Consider the following 22490-nt stretch of genomic DNA (forward strand, 5'->3'; position numbering starts at 1 on the left):
AATAGCAGGAAAAGCTCACACCTGCACTTGTGATCTTTGCTCAGCCAGCCCCAATGGCCGCATTCCACCAAGCCTGCGCCTTGACGCCTGTGTTTCCAACTTGACGTTAAATGCAATGCAGATCCTGAGGGAATTATCCTCGACCGGATTTACATAGTGATACAGCCAGTTGGGAAACAGGACCATCCTGCCTTCCCGGGGGACGACCTTACTCAGGCCTCCAAAATTGCAACCTGGCAGGTCAGTAGAAATACATAACATCCGAGGATCCAGAAACTCTATATTACCACTGCCTTTGCTTCTTTCCTTCACGAGATCGGATTTTACATAATAGACACCCGACCAGGTACACGACTCATGATTGTGTATTTTCCGATAGCTCTCAGCCCGTGAAACATTCGCCCAGGCATGAGCAAGCATATCATTAGGCCGGGGTTCATACCTTCCCTTCGTGACACTCTTGGTAATTTCCTGGACAGAGGATATAACTCTCTGCTTGAAGACTTTAACTTCCTCATAAGGCCACTCGAGCAGGTCCTTGCCAGAATCCCAACTGCCTATATTCGACCTTTGTACCTTTGGTGAAGTGCTTTCCTTTTCAAGAATAATCTGCATCAGCCTGGAATTAATCGATTGCGAACTTTCCCAGTCCTTTATGAGAATTGGCGTTGCGAATGCTGATTTAATTATGTCCATATCTCTTCACATAAAACAGGATACAGAGACTAACTCTGCATGGTAAAATTGAACTGCCTGAGTGATGGGTAATCCTCTAGCTGAATGTCTGACACCCTGGCCCGCGGATGACCGCTCCTGGCCAGGTTAACCATGGACTCAATGGCTACAGGGCTGCCCTCCAGTAACATTTCGACATCTCCTTGATTAAGATTACGCACCCAGCCAGCCACACCGTGCAATAAAGCCTGGCGTTTCAACCACTTTCGGTAGCCCACCCCTTGGACATCACCACATATCACTGCATGCACACAGCGCGAGGCAACAGATGTCGAGGCCACATCCGGGAAAAGTGAGTGAATCAAAGAACCTGCAACATCACGCCCGACACCCTGGGAAGGAAAGTGATGTAATGCCAGGCTTGGATTGCAAAAAATGCCGTCGACAACCCACGCCTGCTCTTCTGGTGAGACAGAGATATCCGAGGCGAGCACATCGACTCCAGCAAGATAAGGGCTGAATACCGCCTCCACAGAACAACAGGCAATATCGATGAAGCCGGGATGAAGCAGGTGGGTTACGTCTCGGCTAAATTCCTCGTATCTACAAGGTTCACCATCGTTACCATGATGGGGCCCACCAAAGGTACAGGCGACGACACGGCCGTCAATAACCAAAATTCGGTACTGACAAAGGACCACTAATCGGGATGGCGTCCTTTCACTCCTCAGACCTGCTTCATTTACTATTTCCTTTACCCAGTTACGATCTCGACTAATCTTAAGCGAGACCGCACTGGTCCGGTCTGGAATCCCCTTATAGAATATTACGGAAACATGCCCGTCAGATACTTCGGTTACCAGATCGTCGATTCTCTCTACACGAAGATTTATTGCGCAGGCAGCCTGGGTAACCAGGTCTCTCTGGGGATGTGTTCCAGTAGCAAATTTCCGGAACTCTTCGCCAATAGCGTAGGGTCTTGCTGCCACAAGTGGATCTTCCCGGGCACTGCCATTGACATGCAAGTTACCAAAAGCAAAATTCAGCAACTCTTCCGGTAGATTAACTGGGCGCCCGTAACTGGGAAATACCGAGCTGGAAACTGAGGGATTCCCGTTTATTTCTATCACCTCAGCGGTCACCACGTCCTGACTCTCATCAACGATGAGATCAACGCCGACCTGAGCCAGGCCAGGGAAGCAAGCTGCGGCCTTTAATGCAATCTCCAGGACACCGCTATCAAGATAATCAATAATCTGGACTGCATCACCTCCGGCAGAGATATTTGCCACACTGGCTAATTGAACATACTCTCCGGCTTTCGGCACATCATCGACTGATCGTCCATTTCTATCCAGGAAATCAAAACGCCTGATCGGAGATATTCCAGCAGATGGATTTTTCACTCTCTGCTGGTTCTTTCTTTCCACCAGCTCAAGAATTGTACTTTCCCCATCGCCGATAACACTAGCCGGCAATCGGGCGTAGGCAGATACAGCCCTCCCTCCAATAACTACAACGCGGAGATCGTAACCCCGCAGGTAACGCTCCACAATAACTGTACGTGAAAACCGTCTGGCGTAATCCCAGGCACTTAAAAACTGTTCTCGTGAATCTATCGCGGTAGTGACACCAGTACCATGAGATTTATTCAAGGGCTTTGTTACGACTGGCCACTTGCAGGACTCGAAATACCGGAGAGCCAGATCTCTATCCTCAAATTCCCGGCCTTCTGGCACCTTGACCCCACCTCGATCGAGAATGCGTTTCGCAAGGCTCTTATTCTTTGCACAATGAGTATACACAGCAGAGTTTTCGGGACTGTTCTGTAAAAACCCAACTCTTCGCCCATGGCTAGTGACGTCAAAGATCATCTTCTTGTAGATATTGACTTTGAACCCCAGGCGCTCTGCCTCTGAACTGATCAACGATATCGAAATATTGCCATCCCTCTGGTGAAAAGGGGAACTCTCATAGTCATTTTCAACTAAAAATAGCTTGTCGGCGGCCTCGGGTATTTGTACGGACATCTACGTCATCCTCAAGTACGGTAACCACTCACAGGTATTCAATTCGACCCCTAACCACCATGTACAACATCTAAAGTCGATAGATCCAGGATCCTTAGAATCGAATTCTAGTGTATCTACATTGATCGATTAGTGATGGTTCGTGATCCATATGCCAATAAATATGGAAACACGAAAGAAGAGACATGAGACACGAATTTCCCAACCATTACCTGGGCCTGGTCACTGGCACATACCTATAATTACAGCTCAGCTACTGAAAAATAACACAGCTAAGCATACAGGCGAAGATCGACCAAAAATTATACATAGGTGCTTATGAAAGATTGAAGGTCCCCGGTTACATGGAGCTAACCAGGGAAGCACCGTAGTAGCGTGCTGCCTGTACAGATTTATCGATAAACCAGAAATGCCCTCTGTTCAGTTGGGATGTGCTCACGTACAGAAACTTCCGACACTCTGGCTCGAGTGGGGCCCTGCTCACACAATGTCAGTAAGCTACCGACGCCACTGTGGGGCCCCTTGAAAAACATCTCGACGTCACCGTGGGGAAGGTTTCTTACCCACCCCGCAACACCATGTCGCACTGCTTCTCTCTGGACCCAGTCACGATATCCCACGCCCTGAACCCTGCCCCGCACCACGACATAGACACAGCGGTCCGAAGACAGCTGCCAATCTGCACCAGGAAAAAGTGACCGGAGCAAAGCCCCCGCAACGTCACGACCAACACCTTCAGACGGATAGTGATGCAGGATGAAGTTAGGATTACACATCACATCTGAAACCCGCCAGGATTGCTCATCTGGAGATACTTCAATATCCTCCGCAAGCACGTCCACGCCAGCAAAATATGGGTTAAAGACCGCCTTAACTGATTCCAATGCCGCCTTGGCAAAGTCAGGGTGGATCAGCTCAGTGATATCCCTACGCTGATCAGCGTAATTTCCCGCACCTTTTCCGTCACTGGAATAAGCGCCGCCATCAATACCAGCTACAACCTTGCCATCAATTACGATCAGCCGGTACTGGCACAGTTCCAGTGTATCTCCGGTCCTGTTCAGCCCCGCTTCCGCCAGGATCTCCTGGAGCCATTTCCTGTCCCTGGATACCTTCCTTGAAATGATATTGGTCCTGTCAGGCATGCCCTGGTAAAACATTACCGAATCGCTACGATCTGATACCTCGAAGACACTGGGGGATATATGGGAAACTCTGAGCTGCGCTGCAATTGCGGCTTGTTTGATATATGCTGCCTGCTCGCTCTCGCCGGTGGCGGCAACACGTAACCGCGGTGCGAAAACATAAGGCACTGCGGGCGCGATAATTACTTCGGCTGCATTCGATTTTTCAATGCGATTCCCGGAAAAAGCATGACGCAGGAGCTCGCCAGGCACATTTACCGGACTGCCATAACTTGGGAATACAGCATCACAGATCCCGGGATTCGAGTTTATCTCGATTACATGGCACTGCACCTTTTCTCCCCGATCATCGACCATCAGATCAACACCGGTCTGGTTCAGGCCCGGAAAGCAGCGAGCAGCCTTTTCCGCCACCTCAACAACTTCCTGCGGAACCAGGTGCAGCAACTGTACTGCGTCCCCTCCGGCCGATGTGTTTGCAACACTCGTCAACTGCACGTACTCACCTTTCTCGGGAACGTCCTCCATGGAACGCCCGTTGTGCTTCAGGAGATCAAATCGGGTGATCAGGTCAATCTGCAGGGAAGGGTTTTTCTCTCGCTGGAGGTTCTTGCGGTCAACCAGTTGCTGTATCGTGCTCTTTCCATCACCGATAACATGTGCTGGAATCCTTGACAGGGCAGCTACCGCCTTTCCGCCTACGACAACCACACGAAGGTCATACCCTTTTATGCATCTCTCAACCAAGACCTCCCTGCCGTATTGCCTGGCATAGTCCCAAGCTTCGAGGAAATGCTCCCTGGAATGGACATTAGTGGTTACCCCTGATCCGTAAGCACGGTCCAGCGGCTTCAGAACCATGCTGGTATTACAGGACTCGATGTAGTTCCATGCAGCCTCTGGCTCATCAAATACCTCACCCGACGGAACCGGCACTCCCTTTCGCGCCATTATCTCCTTGGCGACATCCTTCTGCCTGGCGCAGTAGCTATAAACAGCTGAATTTTCAGGGCTATTCTGGAGAAAAGTGACCCGGTTATTTTTGTGCAATACATCATAGACCAACTTCTTATAGCGCCTTACCTCAAAATTCTGTCGTTCCGCTTCCGCACTGATCAGTGCAGTTGCGATATCACCTTCTCTCTCGATAAACGGTGATCCTGAAAAGTCATTTTCAGTCTTAAACAACTCATCGGCACCTGCAGGGACATGATCAAACATCTTGGCATCCTCGAACGATTACTTTACGCTCCAGTGAATATCTACATCAACCTGGTCTCTTTTCCCCCTCAGCTCCCGTGGCCAAAGGTTTGACCAGACCCAGGTAAAATCCCGGTTGAGCACAATCTTTTCCTTGCCACCCACACCAAAGCCGTAACCAAAACGTGAATCCAGGGCAAGGTTTGGATCTACCGGTATCCAACGCCCCCCGATATAGACCTCGGCAGCGTGGTGGTTTGGCTGATTGAATTCACGTTTTGATGTCATAAGGAATTCAGAAGTTGTCCGGGCTGGATATCCCATCGCCCGTGCGAGGGCAACGAACAAGGCAGCATACTCAGTGCAATCCCCTTCCCCTTCATTGACTGCGTAGAGCGCGCCCTTGGTCGACTGCACATCGTACTCGAGTAGCTGCTGGGGAGTCAGGTATGCGGCCCTCAGTCGATCCTCATCAGAGTCAAACGCCCTTCGGATATGTGTGGCAAGTTTACGAATAGGTTCGGCATCGGACTCAATATATTTTCTGGGCTTAAGATACTCATCAGGTGGCGTTGCTTCCTGAGTCGGAGCGATCTTGTGAAAATCGTAACTGGTGATTTCCAGGTCAAACTGAACCGTTCGAACGGACCGTGAACCTGCGGGGATGTCCCATTCCATTTCAACATATTCACCATTGCCTAGTTTATGATGCTTACGCTTCAACTGCTCTGGATAGTCATAGCGGATGTCCAATAGCCGTTGTTGCATATGATCCCTTAGCGGGACGGAAATGCGATGCGTGTAACCCCGGATATCGATGTCAGAACGATTATCGACCACAACTTCAGCCGTAAGCGTCACCTTACGGGGCTGCCCCCAGGACGCATTAACCACAAACCACATCAACAGGAGGAATACACCTGCCAGGATGAAGAACTTCATATCCATCAAGCTACGCTCCTGCAAAATGGCCCCCTGTATAACTCTGCCAACTTGACTGTTTAGCGCTCCCGTAGAGCCTCACTTGCCTTATTTATGGGTTTAACCAGGTAGTCAAAAATTGTCTTGGAGCCAGTCTTGACATCAACTGAAGCAACCATACCCGGCACAATCGGGAATCGATTACCGTCTTGATTGATCAGGGCATCAGATTGAGTGAGGATGTAGACACGGTAATAATATTCATTCCTGTTTATTTCGTCCTGGATTGTATCGGGTGAAATCGTCGTCACCTTTCCCTCCAGACCGCCATAAATAGAGTAATCGTATGCCGTGATCTTTACCTTGGCCGACTGTCCCGGATGTATAAATGCAATATCACGAGGAGAAATACGCGCTTCAATCAAAAGCTTGTCATCGAGAGGCACGATCTCCATCAGGCGGCCATTTGGCGGCAGCACACCGCCAATAGTAGTAACTTCAATATTCTTGACAATTCCACGAACTGGCGACCTCAGGGTCAATCTGGTAAGCGAGTCAGACCTACCCTCGATCACTGAGGAAAGCGCTTCGGCCTCGGCGCTAACTGTCGCAAGTTCCTCACGCGCCCGGACCATATATTCCGAGCGGATTTCCCGCATTTTGAGTTGCAGTTCAGACTTCTGCCGGCTAAGGCGTAAAACCTCGACATTGCTCGCCGCACCTGAACTGACCAGGGAACGCGTTATGGAAAGCTCCTTTTCAACCAAATCCAATGATTCCCTGACACCACGAAGCGATTCTTCAAGCCCTTTTTTTCTCGTATTAAAGAGCTTCTTTTCCTTCGCCTTCAGTTCATCATAGGTATCAAGTTCCTCCGGAAACTCCAGCTTGGTTCCATTGACTTCTGCTGTAAGACGCGCCACGCTAGCGATCGCTGCACGATAGCGCGCAGAACTTTCCTCGACGTTAGAGCGTACTTTGGTAGGATCAAGCTGGGCCAGGACTTGTCCCCGCTCGACAATATCTCCCTCACTTACCTTGAGATCCGCAAGGATTCCACCCTCGAGGGATTGGATCACCTGTTCACGGGAGGTCGGGACCACCTTACCAATGCCGGACGATACTTCATCTACCGTTGCAAAGTATGACCAGCCAATCAATGCAGCGATCAGGAGGAAGAATACCCAGACCACCCGAGTCGAATTAACCAGGGTTGACTCATCGTGCTCATCATACTGGTTCTCACCGGCCTGGTAGTCGGCATCCAGGAGTGGAATGGATTTGACACGGGCATTTTCACCGGCGTTACGCGACAGCCACTGGCTCTTCTCTTCCCTGTCCATCACGTTACCTGCTCACGATTCTTCTCACCCTGTCGGTCAGGTTTGGAGAGTCTTTCCATCACTTCATCTTTGGGCCCGTCCATCACTATCCTTCCCCGATCGATGACCAGGATTCGATCCACCAACTTGAGCGTACTGGACCTGTGGGTTGCCAGGACCAGAGTTCGCTTGTTAGACCAGCGCGAAAGGTTATCAATAAAACGCCGCTCAGCGGCCTCATCCAGTGATGCCGTGGGCTCGTCCAGAAGCAGGACCGAAGGCTGCCGGATCAGGAGCCTCGACAACAGGAGAGCCTGTTTTTGCCCCCCAGAAAGTCCTGCACCACCTTCCAGGACCATATGGTCCATCCCTTTGGGCATGTTCCTTACTGTATCCATGGCCCCCGACATCTTCAGGGCCCATATAATTTCATCGTCAGTTGCATTGGGGGCACCCAGTGTAAGGTTTTCCCGTAAAGTGCCATGGAAAAGCCCGGAGCCCTGTGCCAGAAGTCCCACGTCCCGCCTGACATCGGCGGGATCTATATGAGCTATTTCCACCCCGTCAAGATTTGCGGTGCCCGAACTTGCCTCGAGCATACCCGATAACGCCTGTAGCAGTGTCGACTTACCAGCGCCATTCTTTCCGAGTACAGCAATTTTTTCACCAGGGTTAATATGAAGTGACGATACAAAAAGGGCCGGTTCATTATCCCCGGGATCGTACTTGAATTCCGCATTGCGGAAATCATAGTCACCGCGGATAGAAGCTTTATGCACTCGCTTGCTCCCCTCTGGCTGATCGACGGGTAGGTTCATTATGTTGTCGATACCTTCAAGAGCATACTTAGCCATTTGCCACCGGCTCAGTACCTGGGTGATATTAGCCATTGGGGACATCATTCTCGAACTGAGTATCGAGGCAGCAACAAGTGCACCCGTGGTCATTTCACCACTCATAACCATGGATGCCCCGAAAAGTACAGTCAGCGCAAAGACGGAGGACTGTACATTGTGAGTCCAGGTAACCAGTTTACTGGTCAGGTAGCGTAGTTTCAGGTTCGAGTCGGCCGTTACCGCATTGAAGTGATTCCATTGACGCTGGAACCGATGTTCTGCCTGGAGAGTTTTTATATCCTCCATTCCCTGCACAGTTTCGACGAGCATGCCATTTCTCAGCGAGGATTCCCGCATTGCTTCTCCCGATAACCTGGCAAGCTTCTTCTGGACGAGAACCCCCGGTATCACAAGCAGGAGCATGGCGAGCAGGGGAATCAGGACAAGGGGGCCTGCAATGACCCAAAGCACTAACAGGAAAAGGAAAAAGAATGGCATATCCGCGATAGCCAGAATTGTTGTCGATGTGACCATATCTCGTACACGCTCCAGTTCACGGAGCTGGGAAATAAATGTGCCCGTCGACTTTGGTTTAGCAGAATTCCTCAACCTCACCGCATGACCGAATACCTGATCGGATATCCGAATGTCAGCCCGCTTACCAAGCAGATCGGTAATTCTTACCCGCATTACGCGCATGGTAAAATCAAAGACGATCGCTAGAAGTACCCCGCTGAAGAGCACATATAAGGTCGACATGGATTCTGCCGGGATAACCCTGTCATATACCTGCTTGGCAAAGAGTATCCCGGACAAGGTAAGCGTATTGGCTACCGTAGTCGCCAGCATTACGTGACCATAGGGCCTCAGGTCGCGCAATATGATTTTCCGGAACCAGTGTCGGTTGTCCGGCTTGATATAATCGTCGACACGAATATCACTGATTGTCTTCCGCGGACGAAGTATTACCAGATGACGGATTTTTTCGGCGATTTCTTTGATATTAACGCTGCTTTCAAGCCCCTGGTCACCACTCCATAGAATGCCCAGTTTCCCGTTTTTCCCCATTGTCTCGATAACGCCAACCTGGCCACCAACCAGCTGGACAACGACCGGCAAGCGCCAGGGAGTAAGCTCGAACTGACCAAACTGGGAAAACTTGATTGTAAGGCCTGCTTGCCGTGCCATCTGCCTCAAGACGAGCTCGACACTTTCTGCCACCCCCCAGTCAGAAGCTATCCGGATGTTTTCCTCAGAAAAATCCAGCCGGTAATGACGTGATACGGCGACAATGGCTTCCAGCCATGGTTGATAGTCCATCTCCGCATTGGTAGCGCCAGTCTCCGCCTGGCCCTGCTCCAGGATGGTCTCGTTGTTCAAGGCAACACCTCCACTCCCTGAACCGCTCGCCCTTCAATCCCAAACGCCCTGCGAATATCACCCGTGTTATAGAGGCATTCGATCTCAAGCGCTTTGAGATCGAAGCGGGTCTCAACACGATCCCGGCGCGCCTGCTGCAGCTCTTCCTCTGAATTTAGTAGCTCAAGTAAGGTTCGGGTTCCAAGAGAAGAGTACTGCTTTCTATAGAGATCCCTGGTCTCGCTGATTGCATCCTCACGCGCATCCAGTATCCCCAGGCTGCGTCCTAGCCCATTGGCCTGAGCCTGTGCGGCCCGGTACTCCCGGGTGACAGACTCACGGGCAGCATCCTTTGCCGCGTCAGCTGAGCTCAATGCATAGGATGCTGATTCTTTACTTGCAGACAGCCGCCCACCTTGATATATGGGCATGGAAAGATTGAGGAACACCGCAGACTCATTCTCGTCGAGTACATTGGTATCGACATAAGTCTGGTCCAGGTAGCGGTTATAGCTCGCGTCAAGGGATAGAGTGGGCCAGACGTCAGCTTTGGATTCCTGAAGCCGGGCCATTGCCTCCGCACGTGACGCCTCCGCGATCAGGACTCTCGGTGACGCAAGCACCTCTCCGGGTGGACCCTCACAGGCATTCCTGACGGTTTCTGGCGTGCCCATCGTGACTCGCACAGGTGCGCCGGCGTTGACGAGATTCTGCAGTGTACTACGCCAGCGGGCCAGGTCAGCGCTGACCTGCTGCTTCGATGCACGTGCGGCTTCAATACGCGACTGAGCCTGCAAAACATCTGAACGAGAGCTGGCGCCCCGCTCACTTCGCATTCGCACCAATGAGGCTATTGACGATACCCCGGCTATCTGTTCGTCTGCTATTTCCAGAAGAGCCTGGTATCGCTGGACTTCCACCGCTGCGCTTGCAGTATCCCGGGCAACCTGGTCAATTGCCTGGAGTACTTCTGCCCTGGAGCGACTCACTTCGGCTTTTGCCAGGTCCACACCGCTGGAGATCTTGCCGAAGTCATAAATCACCTGTGAGACGTACAGCTGTAAGGCGTGGCCATTGCCATCGCCGTCATTCTCACTGTCCTGGCCTGCCACCACGCCCGCACTCAGCTGCGGGAAATATCCCGAACGGGCGACACGTATGCCTTCCTGTCGCCGGTATAGTTCTCCCACGCTCTCCGCAATGGCCGGATGCCAGTCGATGGCCTGGTGCACTGCATCAGTCATACTCAATTGTTGCGGTGCGTATTGGGAGTGACTGATCACAGACGGAGGAGTGGCTACTTCCTGCTGGACAGCCGATTCACTTATTCGGGCGGGTCGGTCAGCCGGGTCAGCCCCGGACTGGGATTGAGCTTGCTGCACCCACATGGTGGTGAGAGATGCCAGCGTGACTATCCATAGTCGCTGCATTGAATCCACTATATTCACTTGCTCTGGCGTTAGCGATATCCGGTACGGACATTTTATACCCGGGACCACTAGTTGAATTTTTTCCTTCCAATATTCTAGTCGAAAAAAGAAACACCGGGCCTGTAGGCCCGGTGTTTCTCAGTTGCTAAGCCTCCTTGGGATCAGACGTCGTCTGCTCCGTTCTGTTGCCACATGTCCTGCATGGGATCAGTGTCCTGGGCATGCATCGTGGTATCCATTCCATCCTGGAGACCACCTCCACTACCCGAGGAAGCAGATCCTTCCGCAGTGTCATCATCGGTATCAGCGCCCGAGAAGAGCGAGTCTCCCCCGGATTCGCTGTCGCTGACGAGGTCATCGAGGTCAAGACCGGATCCCATCTCATCGTCAGGCGACATTCCGGATCCACTCTCGCTTGACTCTCCAGGATCACTGCTCATCGCAGCCTCATCGTCCCCCATGGGGATGACGTCGCTGAGACTTACTTCAATGTCCTGGTCGCCATCGGCGTCACCATCGGCGTCTCCGTCGGCGTCTCCGTCGGCGTCTCCGTCGGCATCCCCGTCGGCATCACCGTCGGCATCCCCGTCGGCATCACCGTCGGCATCCCCGTCGGCATCCCCGTCGGCATCCCCGTCGGCATCACCATCGGCATCACCATCGGCGTCTCCGTCGGCGTCACCATCGGCGTCCCCGTCGGCATCACCATCGGCATCACCATCGGCATCACCATCGGCATCACCATCGGCATCACCATCGGCATCACCATCGGCATCCCCGTCGGCGTCACCATCGGCGTCTCCGTCGGCGTCTCCGTCGGCATCCCCGTCGGCATCACCATCGGCGTCTCCGTCGGCATCACCGTCGGCATCCCCGTCGGCATCCCCGTCGGCATCCCCGTCGGCATCCCCGTCGGCATCACCATCGGCATCACCATCGGCATCACCATCGGCATCACCATCGGCGTCTCCGTCGGCATCCCCGTCGGCATCCCCGTCGGCGTCACCGTCGGCATCCCCGTCGGCGTCACCATCGGCGTCTCCGTCGGCATCCCCGTCGGCATCCCCGTCGGCATCCCCGTCGGCATCACCGTCCGCATCCCCGTCGGCGTCTCCGTCGGCGTCACCATCGGCATCCCCGTCGGCATCCCCGTCGGCATCACCGTCCGCATCTCCGTCGGCGTCGGCGTCGGCGTCGGCGTCGGCGTCGGCGTCGGCATCAGCATCCGCATCCGCATCCGCATCCGCATCCGCGTCCGCATCCGCATCCGCGTCCGCATCCGCATCCGCGTCCGCGTCCGCGTCGGCATCCGAATCAGCGTCTGCGTCACACTCGATATCTATATCGATATTGACATTGATGTCACAGCCGTCCTTCTCAATATCAACGTCTACATCGACATCTTTAATGTCACAGTCTGGGTCACAGAATTCGCCCAGGTTTCCAAGGCCTCGGTAGCCGTCAGCATCAGAGTCTGCGTCCGCATCTGCGTCTGAATCCGCGTCGGCATCGCAGTCGCAATCGATGTCGATATCTATGTTGACGTTGATATCGCAATCGGCATCGGCATCCGCGTCGGCATCGGCATCCGCATCCGCATCCGCATCGGCATCGGCATCGGCGTCGGCATCCGCATCCGCATCCGCATCCGCATCGGCGTCGGCATCCGCATCGGCATCCGCATCGGCATCCGCATCGGCATCGGCATCCGCATCCGCATCGGCGTCGGCATCGGCATCCGCATCGGCGTCGGCATCGGCATCCGCATCGGCGTCGGCATCGGCATCCGCATCCGCATCAGCGTCGGCGTCGGCGTCGGCATCAGCATCGGCATCGGCATCCGCATCAGCGTCGGCGTCGGCGTCGGCGTCGGCATCAGCATCCGCATCCGCATCCGCGTCGGCATCGGCATCCGCATCTGCATCGGCATCCGCATCGGCATCGGCATCGGCATCGGCGTCGGCGTCGGCGTCGGCGTCGGCGTCGGCATCAGCATCCGCATCCGCATCGGCATCCGCATCGGCATCCGCGTCGGCATCCGCGTCGGCATCTGCATCAGCATCAGCATCCGCATCCGCATCAGCATCCGCATCAGCATCCGCGTCGGCGTCGGCGTCGGCGTCGGCATCAGCATCCGCATCGGCATCCGCATCGGCATCGGCATCCGCATCGGCATCCGCATCGGCGTCGGCATCGGCATCCGCATCGGCGTCGGCATCCGCATCAGCATCGGCATCCGCATCGGCATCGGCATCGGCATCCGCATCGGCGTCGGCATCAGCATCCGCATCGGCATCCGCGTCGGCATCTGCATCAGCATCCGCGTCGGCGTCGGCATCCGCATCGGCATCCGCATCGGCATCCGCATCGGCATCCGCATCCGCATCGGCATCGGCATCCGCATCGGCATCCGCATCGGCATCGGCGTCGGCATCGGCATCCGCGTCCGCATCGGCATCGGCATCCGCGTCCGCATCGGCATCCGCGTCGGCATCTGTGTCCGCGTCAGCATCCGCATCGGCATCCGTGTCGGCATCAGCATCCGCATCAGAGTCGGCATCAGCATCACTATCCGGTGGGGGGCCAGGAGGGCTGAATGGAGGGATGGGCCTGCCGGACGGGGTGAGATTACCGGTTTGGCTGAAACCGTCACGGCCGTCATCATCGTCCAGGGCTATGGCGATCGCGCCGAGCCCCACCAGGCCGGGGATCAGCCAGGAACTGACACCCGCAGTTGCAGCTGCCGGTGCTGCTGCGGCAGCAATCGGATATCCGGATCCGCCGAGCATGGCCAACATCACCGGCTCTTCGCCACCTTCCAGCACCAGATGGCTCTGCTCACCATCTTCATCGACCTGGTAGAAGTTGGCGATAACGACCTGCTCACCCGACTCCAGGATAATGATCAGGTCACTGCCGTCCCTGGCGTATGAAACAATCTCGTCAGCGCCAAATGGCAGGCTGACAATCCCAATCGAAGATAGCGCCAGATCATTGAGTGGCGCCTCCCTGACCGACCCGGTTTCCCTGTCGTAAATTTTTCCAATCATGCTGTCACCTGACTACTTACCATCGTGAATCCCTTCCACACGAACAGCGGAGTGACGCCCTGCTGCATTTAGCTGTTTTATCAGTCCTGGCGGGTGCCTAATCCCTGAAAAATCAAATCGCCCAAAAACCACCCAACACGAATAAATTTTGAGCAGTCCTTTGTTTATGGACAGTACGCCGTCACATTTCAAGAGCAATTCAGGCGCCGGCTATACTCGGAAGAGCCCGTATGGCGGGGCAATCAGGGAAGAGGGAAAATTTGATGACAGCGGAGCAGCACCCCCGCGGAACCGTGATTGGCGGTTTAAGGGACACGCCAATAATCGATGCGCCAGCGGGGCCCATTCTGGGAAAGATTTACGAAACCACTGGCGTGAGACGCTTCCTTGGCATCCCCTATGCCCGCCCTCCAGTTGGCAACCTGAGATGGCAACCACCGGAACCAATTCCCAGGTGGAAATCGCCGCTGAAAGCGTTCAGTTTTGGAATGCCCTCGGCACAGAATCCTTCAGTGTTGATGGAAATTCGCGGGCCGAATGGGGAGTTGCCGGAAAGCGAAGACTGCCTCTACCTGAATATCTTTGCCCCGCCGGCATCAGCGAATAGCAAGCTTCCCGTGATGATCTGGATCCACGGCGGCTCCTTCTATATGGGGTCCGGCTGCCAGCGGATATATGACGGCTGCCACCTGGCAGGTAGTGGCCGTGCCATTGTGGTGACACTGAATTACCGTCTGGGTGCACTTGGCTTTCTGCGCCTGGCAGAATGCTGCGATGTCGATGCCACCGGCAACGAGGGCCTACTGGACCAACTAGCCGCCATCCGCTGGGTAAAGCACAACATCGCCGCATTCGGCGGCGATGCCGACAATATGACGCTGTTCGGTGAGTCCGCCGGCGCCATGAGTATCGCCGCGCTGATGGCCATCCCTTCAGCTAAAGGGCTGTTCCAGCGGGCAGTAATCCAGAGCGGCAGCCCTTCTGTCTTCCAGACCCGCGCACGAGCAAATTCGCTGGGTGAGGCATTTGTGGAGGTGCTGCGTGGCAACGGCGGCATATCTCCTGCGCAGGCCAGCACCACGGACCTGTTGCGAGCCCAAAAGGACATTCTGGCAAACCCGCGTATTGAGCGGGAATGGGGCCAATTGCCATTCAAACCGGTCCTGGACGGAGAGTTGATATCGATATCGCCCATGGACGCCTTACGCCAGGGCCACGCCACAGAAATTCCCCTGCTGGTGGGCAGTAATGTCGAGGAATGGAACCTGTTCAGTGTCACCAACCCAGCCAGTTTCACTCTCGACCGGAACCAGGTTTTCCGGCATCTCGAGTGGTTACTGCCGGAAGCGGAACTGAATGCCCTGCTGGACCACTACCACGGCCGCGCCCGCTCGTTGACAGGCAGCCCCTGGCCGGAATGGAGCCGTACCTGGAACCTGATGCTGACCGATATGGTATTCACCTTGCCGGGGCTGCGGCTGCTGGACGCACACGGTGGCCGGCGTTATCACTACCACTTTGCCCAGCCACTGGCGGCGCAGCCCTTGCTGGGAGCCTGCCACGCAGCGGAGCTGGGGTATGTATTCGGCACCCACGGGGAGGACAGCCTGCGCGAACTTTACGGTGGTGAGCAGAACGCCGACGCGCTCAGCCGTGTTGTCCGCGAAGCCTGGCTAAGCTTCGCGGAAAGCGGCAGCCCCGGCCCCGACTGGCCCGCTTTCGAGGAGGGTTACAGCCGGCGCCTGGGATATCACCCGGCGGGCCATGCCCTCGACCGGGAAACCCTGACGCAGATATGGCAGGATATCGGTGACGACCTGATCGGGCGCTACCTCTGACCAGCCCGGTCTTCAGGTGCCGCCGGCAATCATGCAGTAGCAAGGGGGAGTACAGTGACAAGGATTCTGCTGATAAGGCACGGGGAAGCCGCCAAGGTCGCCGGAGTAAGGGACCCGGCGCTGACAGAATTGGGACACCGCCAGGCTGCGGAGCTGGCGGGGGCCATGGACTGGGATCCAGCCATGGCACTGGTCAGCAGTCCCAAAAGTCGCGCCCGGCAGACCGCTGAACCACTGGCCCGCAGGTTGGAACGGGACATCGTTATTGAACCGGCGGTCAATGAAATCCCCTCTCCCCGCGACCTGCCGCTGGCCGAGCGTGGCCCCTGGATCCGCTCACTGCTCGATGCAAAGTGGCAACAGCTGGAACAGCACCAGCTGCACTGGCGCGAGGAGATTATCAGCTACCTGCAGGGCCTCGACCGGGACACCGCGGTGTTCTGCCACTTCATGGTCATCAATTCAGTGGTCGCATACACCCGCGATGCGCCCGAAATCTGCCAGTTCCGTCCTGATTACACATCGGTTACCGAGCTCGTAGCTGCCAATGGCCGGCTGGAACTGGTGCGGCTGGGTCGTGAACGGGACAGTCGGATGCTGTGAGCAACTCGGGCCGGGGCCTCTCTCACAGCCCCGGTTCATTCCGTTCCGCCTCAGGCCAGGCTCTTGCTGACCACCTCGTAGAGGTCCGCTGACAATTGGCCACTTTCCATCACGGACTTGAGGGCCGTATGCATCTGGCTGCCAATATCCTTACGATATTTTTTCCAGCGGGTCAGCGGCGTCACCAACCGGGCAGAGATCTGCGGGTTGAGCTTGTCCATGGCAATGACCTGGTCGGCAAGGAATGCAAAGCCACTGCCGTCAGCCTTGTGGAACTGGGTGAAATTTCGATTGGCAAAACCGCCTAACACCGAACGCACCTTGTTGGGGTTTTTGAACTCAAATGCAGGATGTTGCATGAGCTCCTCGACATTCTCCAGGGTGCCATACCTCGCACTGCTGCTCTGCAGCGCGAACCACAACTCCACTACCTGGGTATCCTCCTGCCACCGCTGGTAGAAACTCTCCAGCGCCTCATTCATCTGCTCATCAGATCCGCGATTGACGAGGGCCGCCAGGGCCGCCGCGCTGTCGGTCATATTACCGGCGCCCTCAAACTGGTCCTGGGCCAGCGCCAGGTATTCGGCCTTGCCAGTGGCAGCCAGGAAGGCGAGGCAGGTATTCTTCAGCCGCCGCGCGGCAATGTCCTCCGCTTCCGGGCGGTAAGGTCCCTGCCGGGTAAATGCGTGATAGGTTGCCAGCAGTTCCTGGTGCAGGGCGTCTCCCAATGCAACCTCGGTAAATTCCCGGGCGACAATAATGGCCTCGGCATCAATCTCCTCTGCCTGCTCCGCCAGGACCTGTGCGCTGGGCAGGGACAGCATCTCTGCCACCAGCGCAGGATCCAGCTCCCGGTTCTCCAACACACTGCGATAAGCCGATACCAGCTCCGGAGAGAGCTCCATCTCACGCCCGGCACGATAATCTTCCTGCAGTGACTCCAGCGCAGAAAAAGCAAGGCGCTGGCCCGCGTCCCAGCGGTTGAACTCATCCGATTCACAACGCATCAGGAACAGTAATTGCTCCGCGGTGTAGCCGTAACGGAGTTTTACCGGTGCAGAGAACCCGCGCAGCAAAGACGGCAAAGGCTTTTCTGCCAGGCCACTGAAGCGGAAGGTCTGTTCAGCCTCACTGACCTGCAGCACCAGTTCGGAGTTGCCAGCCTGGTCCAGGGGCATATCGTTACCCTCGCCGTCAAGCAGGGCCACTTTCAATGGAATATGGAACGGTTTCTTGTTCGGCTGGCCAGGTGTGGCGGGGCAGGACTGGCGTACCGTCAGGGCATAATCACCTGTGCCGGGATCGTAAGCATCAGAGACCTCCAGCACCGGCGTCCCACCCTGGCTGTACCAGCGACGGAACTGCTGCAGGTCGACGCCATTGGCATCCTCCATGGCCCGGACAAAGTCCTCGCATGTCACCGCCTGGCCGTCGTGACGTTCAAAGTACAGATCGCTGCCACGACGGAAAGCATCCGGCCCCAGCAGGGTATGGATCATGCGCACGACCTCAGCGCCTTTTTCATAGACGGTCAGGGTGTAGAAATTGGAGATCTCCATATAGGAATCCGGCCGCACCGGATGCGCCATGGGCCCATCGTCCTCGGCGAACTGGGCCGTACGCAGCATGGAAACATCCTCGATCCGCTTCACCGCGCGGGAGTTCATGTCGGCTGAAAATTCCGCATCGCGGAATACCGTAAAACCTTCCTTCAGGCTCAGCTGGAACCAGTCACGACAGGTTACCCGGTTGCCGGACCAGTTGTGGAAATACTCGTGGGCAACGATCGATTCAATGCGCTGGAAGGCGGCGTCGGTAGCGGTTTCCGGGCTCGCCAAAACACATGCGGAATTGAAAATATTGAGGCCCTTGTTTTCCATCGCCCCCATGTTGAAGTGGTCCACCGCCACGACCATGAAAATGTCCAGGTCATATTCACGTCCGTAGACCTCTTCATCCCAGCGCATAGCCTTCTTGAGCGAGCGCATGGCGTGGTCGCACTTGCCGATATTCTTCGCCTCGGTAAAGATCTGCAGCTTGACTTTACGGCCGCTGGCAGTGGTAAAGGTGTCCTCAACATGTTGCAGGTCGCCCGCTACCAGGGCAAAGAGGTAGGACGGCTTCGCGAACGGGTCCTCCCAGGTGACAAAGTGCCGGCCATCTTCCAGCATCCCCCGCTCGACTTCATTGCCATTGGAGAGCAGCACCGGGTAATCGCGCGACGCCACGATTGTGGTGGTGAATCGCGACATAACATCGGGACGGTCCGGATAATAGGTGATTTTGCGGAAGCCCTCCGCCTCACACTGGGTGCAGTACATGCCATTGGAGAGATACAGCCCTTCCAGGGAGGTATTGTCCTCGGGGTTGATGCGGTTACTGATCTCCACCACGAACTCCGGACGGTCGATATCAACGGACAGTCCCTCGGGCGAGGCCCGGTACCGGTCTGAGGTGACGGGTTCGCCGTCAATGGCGAGCGACAGCAGCTCCAGCTCAACGCCCTCCAGCTCCAGCGGTGGCAGGGCTCCGCCCTGAGCCACTGTTCCCTGCATCCCCATCTCCCGGGTTACGGCTTCCGGGTTCCGGCGAACAGACAGCCGGGACCGCACCAGGGTACCCCGGGGCTGCAGTTCGAAGTGCAAACGGGTCTCGTCCACCAGGTAATCGGGCACACGGTAGTCGCGGAGGTAAACAGTGCGCGGCTGGGCATCTTTCATGGAGTGCTTCCCTTGACTTGCAGAGGTACTTCAGGTCGCCGCACGCGGCGGAGCGGCAGGTATCAGGCCGAGACTATAACCTCCGCCGCCCCGGGGGTGCCAGTCGCCCTGCAGCGGCGGGTGACGGCGTCGCCGGGCAACCCCTGTGGCGCCGCACGCATTATTATTTCCTTCACGGACAGTTACACTGTCACCTGCCGGTGCGCGGCATCGGCAACTTCCAGCAACTTTGTGCTGCGTCTGTAACCAGAGGTCGAATGTGCCCAGGACTCGCCTGACATTGCCGCTAGTGATCTGTTGCCTGCTGGCAGTGGCGCTGGCCTGGGCGTGGGTCGAACGGGACCGGCTGGCAACCGCGGTGGCCAGCTGGCTTGCCGGTGACACCCGGATCAACCACATAGAGGGCCTGCAGCTTTCCCCCGCCACCCTGGCCATCGACCAAGTATCACTGACGCTGTCCGGTGGCACACCGGTGGAACTGCGGGGCATTACCGTGTCCCACCCATGGCAGCTGTGGCGGGGGGCCGCGCGCAGCGAGATCGCCGTCGAGTCCATGAGGCTGGGGAATGCGCCCAGGTCTGCTGCGCCCCGTAATCTGGCGGAAAACATCCGCCTCAGTGACCTACTGGCTATCGTGCGGCGGGCCTTGCCACTCAGCCTGGACGTCCGGCACCTGGTCCCCGCAGGGGCGCCGGACCACCCCCTTCGCATACAGCTTGATCGGACCGGGGATGATCAGCGGGTCAGGCTGCGGATTACCGGCGAGGGGGTGACCGGCCAGCTGGTAATGGCAAACCTGGATCCGGGGCGCCCACAGACAACACCTCTGCAGCTGGAGGCCTCCCTGGGCGACGCGCAGGGTTCACGGGCTGTTGCTCTCAGCGGGACACTGGCGCCGGACCCGAGCCCCACGCTTACAGACACGACACCCACTCAGTGGCGTACTGAATTAACCCTGGCAATCGACCTGGAGAGCCTGGAGCGCGCCATCACCGCCCTGTCCCTGCCAGCCCCCCTTACCCAGAAGCTCGGTCCGGCCTACCTTGCCCTGGCCAGTGGCGACCCGCGAGGGGAGATGCAGGCACGCCTCAGCGGCAATATCCCGGACAACCTTGTGGCACTGGAACAGTACGGGAATATCCTGGTGCTGATCGACACGATTGAGGTAACAGCCCGCCTGGACCGGATGCAAAAGCCGCTGCCGCTGGCGATGGCCCTGGCAACCGAAGAGCCGATCCGGCTGGACATCACCACCCTCCAACCGCTCCAGGTTAAACAGGCAGCAGGATCTGCCAATGTGCGCCTGACGCCAATCGGCGATTCCGGTGACGAGCTGTTATCCGGCAACCTCCAGGCCCACAGCACGGCCGGCGCCAGCCAGCTCTCGGCCAGCGGCTCCCTGGATCTCACCACCGCGACATCCCTGCTGGGGGCCACCGACCATGATCTCATTACCCGGCTGCAGGAGATGGGCATCCGGCAGTTACGCGGGCAATTGCCGTTCGAGGCCTCTGCAACCCTGCCTCCGGTCGGGCAGATGGCAGGTGCAGGTGGTATCACCAACCTGCATCTGCAGCTCCAGCCGGACAGCCAGCCAGCAGCAGAAATTTCCCGCACCGACACCACCCCGGAAAGCCTGCAACAGGTTTTTACGGCACTGGCCATGGAACGGGGCGTAATTTCGCTGAACCTTGCAAAAGCTGTTTCGTTCAGCGCTGACCACTGGCCCGGACCTATGGCGGTGAACGGCGAGGCCGTCAGCATGGCGCTGACTGATGGTTCCGGTACCCGGCGATTCTCGGCAACAGCGGAGTCACTGGCATGCCAGCTCGATACGGCTACGCACTGCACACTTTCACTGGTAGCAGAAGCCCCGGAAATACACCTGCCTGGTGAGGACGGCGGGTCCATCAAAGACAGCCGCTTTTCCGTGCAGGGAGCTCTCTCCCTGGAAAATGGCCGTGGCAAGCTGGACAGCAGCCAGTTACAGCTTAACGCTGGCGCACTGCAGGCCGGCGAAGTGGAAGCCGAAAATGCCACAGTGAAGTCCGGCAAGTTTTCGTGTATGCGGGACTCGCAACAGGTTTTCCGCTGCAGCGGTGCGCTGCTGGTGACCCTGCCCTGGCTTCGCGCCGGGAAAATGGAAGGTGGCGGCTCGCTTGCGCTAAAACAGCTGGATTTCGTGTACCAGCCGGACAAGCTGCAGTTGTCGAGTGATTACAGCACCGATGACTGGAGCGCGAAATTCAACGACCAGTACCAGGTATTTTCCGAAGCCCGGGGCCACTTCTCTCTTCGCGACCGGGTCCTGCGGGGTGATACCCGGGCCAGGCTGGGGCATGTCGCCGCCAACGGGGAATGGATGCACAACCTGGCAAGCGATGGCGGTTCGGCCACGTTTTCCCTCCCGGATGCGGAGTTCAGTAAGAACCGGCCACTGAGCAATGTGGTGTCAGGCCTACCCGTGGAGCTGGTCTCCGGCCAAATGGTGGTACAGGGCAGGCTGTCCTGGCCGGCCGGCGACTCCGATACCCTGTCTGCCCAGCTCAGTGATATCGCCGCTGTCTACGACAAGTCCTTCGCGGTGGGAATTACCGGAAATATTGCCCTGCAACGAGAGGACGGCCAGTGGGCTACGCCGGAGCCCCAGGACATCGCTGTCGAGAGTATCGACGTGGGTGTGCCGATCGAGAACGTCCGCTTTGCCCTGTCGCTGGAAGCAGACAATGACCTGGTGTTGAACGGATTCAACGCGGAATTGCTGGAGGGCAATGTCCAATCGGATTCCATCACCTGGAACCTGGACGGAAAGGCACGGCGCAGCCAGGTGTCCATAACCGGCCTGTCCCTCAAGGCACTGAGCAACGAAATGGAGGCCGGGAACTTCGCCGCCAGCGGCGTACTGGACACGACCATTCCCCTGGTTACAGATGCCGGCGGCATCACGGTTGAGCGCGGCACCGTTAAGGCCCGCCCGCCTGGTGGCCGCCTTCGCTACTATGGCGCCTTCTCCCCGGAAATGCTGTCCAGTAACCCGCAATTAAAAATGCTCGCCGGGGCGCTGGAGGATTACGACTACCGGTCGCTGAGTGGCACGCTCGAGTATCCTCCCAGTGGCGATATGCAGATGCAGCTGAAACTGGTGGGGCGCAGTGCCTCCGTGGACAAGGACCGCGACCTCATCATCAACCTCAACCTGGAAAACAATATCCCGGCTATGCTCCGATCCCTGCAGGCCAGCCGCGACCTGGCCGATGCGCTGGAAAAACAGATCGGCGCCAATTGACCGGAGCGGAAAAGGCAGGCGATTCAGGTTCAGTTTGCGTTAAGCTAGCACCCATAAACTATCATGGCGATCAAC

Annotated in this window: 12 protein-coding genes; 3 read left to right on the forward strand and 9 right to left on the reverse strand. The window is 56.7% G+C overall.

Annotation, left to right across the window (positions count from 1 at the left end; translation table 11 throughout):
- Positions 1 to 15: 15 nt before the first annotated feature.
- The 8 genes from LVD10_RS16120 to LVD10_RS16155 all read right to left on the reverse strand — a co-directional run bounded on the left by LVD10_RS16120 (position 16) and on the right by LVD10_RS16155 (position 13968).
- A complete protein-coding gene (locus LVD10_RS16120; RefSeq protein WP_237064287.1) occupies positions 16 to 696 on the reverse strand; it encodes a TIGR02466 family protein in 681 nt (226 codons plus the stop codon).
- A gap of 29 nt (positions 697 to 725) precedes the next feature.
- Positions 726 to 2705 (reverse strand): acylphosphatase, encoded by a 1980-nt coding sequence (locus LVD10_RS16125; protein WP_237064289.1) that lies wholly within the window; start codon positions 2703 to 2705, stop codon positions 726 to 728.
- 392 nt (positions 2706 to 3097) lie between these two features.
- Positions 3098 to 5071, reverse strand: coding sequence for an acylphosphatase (locus tag LVD10_RS16130; protein WP_237064291.1), 1974 nt, complete (start codon positions 5069 to 5071; stop codon positions 3098 to 3100).
- Positions 5072 to 5089: 18 nt separating this feature from the next.
- On the reverse strand, positions 5090 to 5998 hold the full coding sequence (locus LVD10_RS16135; protein WP_233005735.1) for a transglutaminase-like domain-containing protein: 909 nt from the start codon (positions 5996 to 5998) through the stop codon (positions 5090 to 5092).
- A 53-nt stretch (positions 5999 to 6051) separates the two neighbouring features.
- On the reverse strand, positions 6052 to 7314 hold the full coding sequence (locus LVD10_RS16140) for an HlyD family type I secretion periplasmic adaptor subunit (protein ID WP_233005736.1): 1263 nt from the start codon (positions 7312 to 7314) through the stop codon (positions 6052 to 6054).
- A complete protein-coding gene (locus tag LVD10_RS16145) occupies positions 7314 to 9509 on the reverse strand; it encodes a type I secretion system permease/ATPase (RefSeq protein ID WP_233005737.1) in 2196 nt (731 codons plus the stop codon). The genes LVD10_RS16140 and LVD10_RS16145 overlap by 1 nt, the downstream gene beginning before the upstream one ends.
- On the reverse strand, positions 9506 to 10732 hold the full coding sequence (locus tag LVD10_RS16150) for a TolC family outer membrane protein (protein ID WP_233005738.1): 1227 nt from the start codon (positions 10730 to 10732) through the stop codon (positions 9506 to 9508). Before LVD10_RS16150 ends, LVD10_RS16145 begins: the two co-directional genes overlap by 4 nt.
- A gap of 347 nt (positions 10733 to 11079) precedes the next feature.
- Complete coding sequence (locus LVD10_RS16155) at positions 11080 to 13968, reverse strand: BapA/Bap/LapF family prefix-like domain-containing protein (protein WP_237064292.1); 2889 nt, start codon at positions 13966 to 13968, stop codon at positions 11080 to 11082.
- 263 nt (positions 13969 to 14231) lie between these two features.
- Between LVD10_RS16155 and LVD10_RS16160 the strand changes: the two genes are divergently transcribed.
- Together LVD10_RS16160 and LVD10_RS16165 are read left to right on the forward strand one after the other, a co-directional pair.
- On the forward strand, positions 14232 to 15806 hold the full coding sequence (locus LVD10_RS16160; protein WP_233005740.1) for a carboxylesterase/lipase family protein: 1575 nt from the start codon (positions 14232 to 14234) through the stop codon (positions 15804 to 15806).
- A 54-nt stretch (positions 15807 to 15860) separates the two neighbouring features.
- A complete protein-coding gene (locus tag LVD10_RS16165; RefSeq protein WP_233005741.1) occupies positions 15861 to 16409 on the forward strand; it encodes a histidine phosphatase family protein in 549 nt (182 codons plus the stop codon).
- A 50-nt stretch (positions 16410 to 16459) separates the two neighbouring features.
- Here LVD10_RS16165 and pepN read toward each other — a convergent pair whose 3' ends face one another.
- Entirely contained in the window at positions 16460 to 19129 is a 2670-nt protein-coding gene (pepN, locus tag LVD10_RS16170; protein ID WP_233005742.1) for an aminopeptidase N, read from the reverse strand.
- Between the two features lie 259 nt (positions 19130 to 19388).
- On the opposite strand from pepN, the gene LVD10_RS18070 reads away from it, so the two are divergent.
- On the forward strand, positions 19389 to 22415 hold the full coding sequence (locus LVD10_RS18070) for an intermembrane phospholipid transport protein YdbH family protein (protein WP_237064295.1): 3027 nt from the start codon (positions 19389 to 19391) through the stop codon (positions 22413 to 22415).
- Positions 22416 to 22490 lie beyond the last annotated feature (75 nt).

The sequence above is a fragment of the Microbulbifer zhoushanensis genome (assembly GCF_021729055.1).
GTDB classification, from domain to species: domain Bacteria; phylum Pseudomonadota; class Gammaproteobacteria; order Pseudomonadales; family Cellvibrionaceae; genus Microbulbifer; species Microbulbifer zhoushanensis.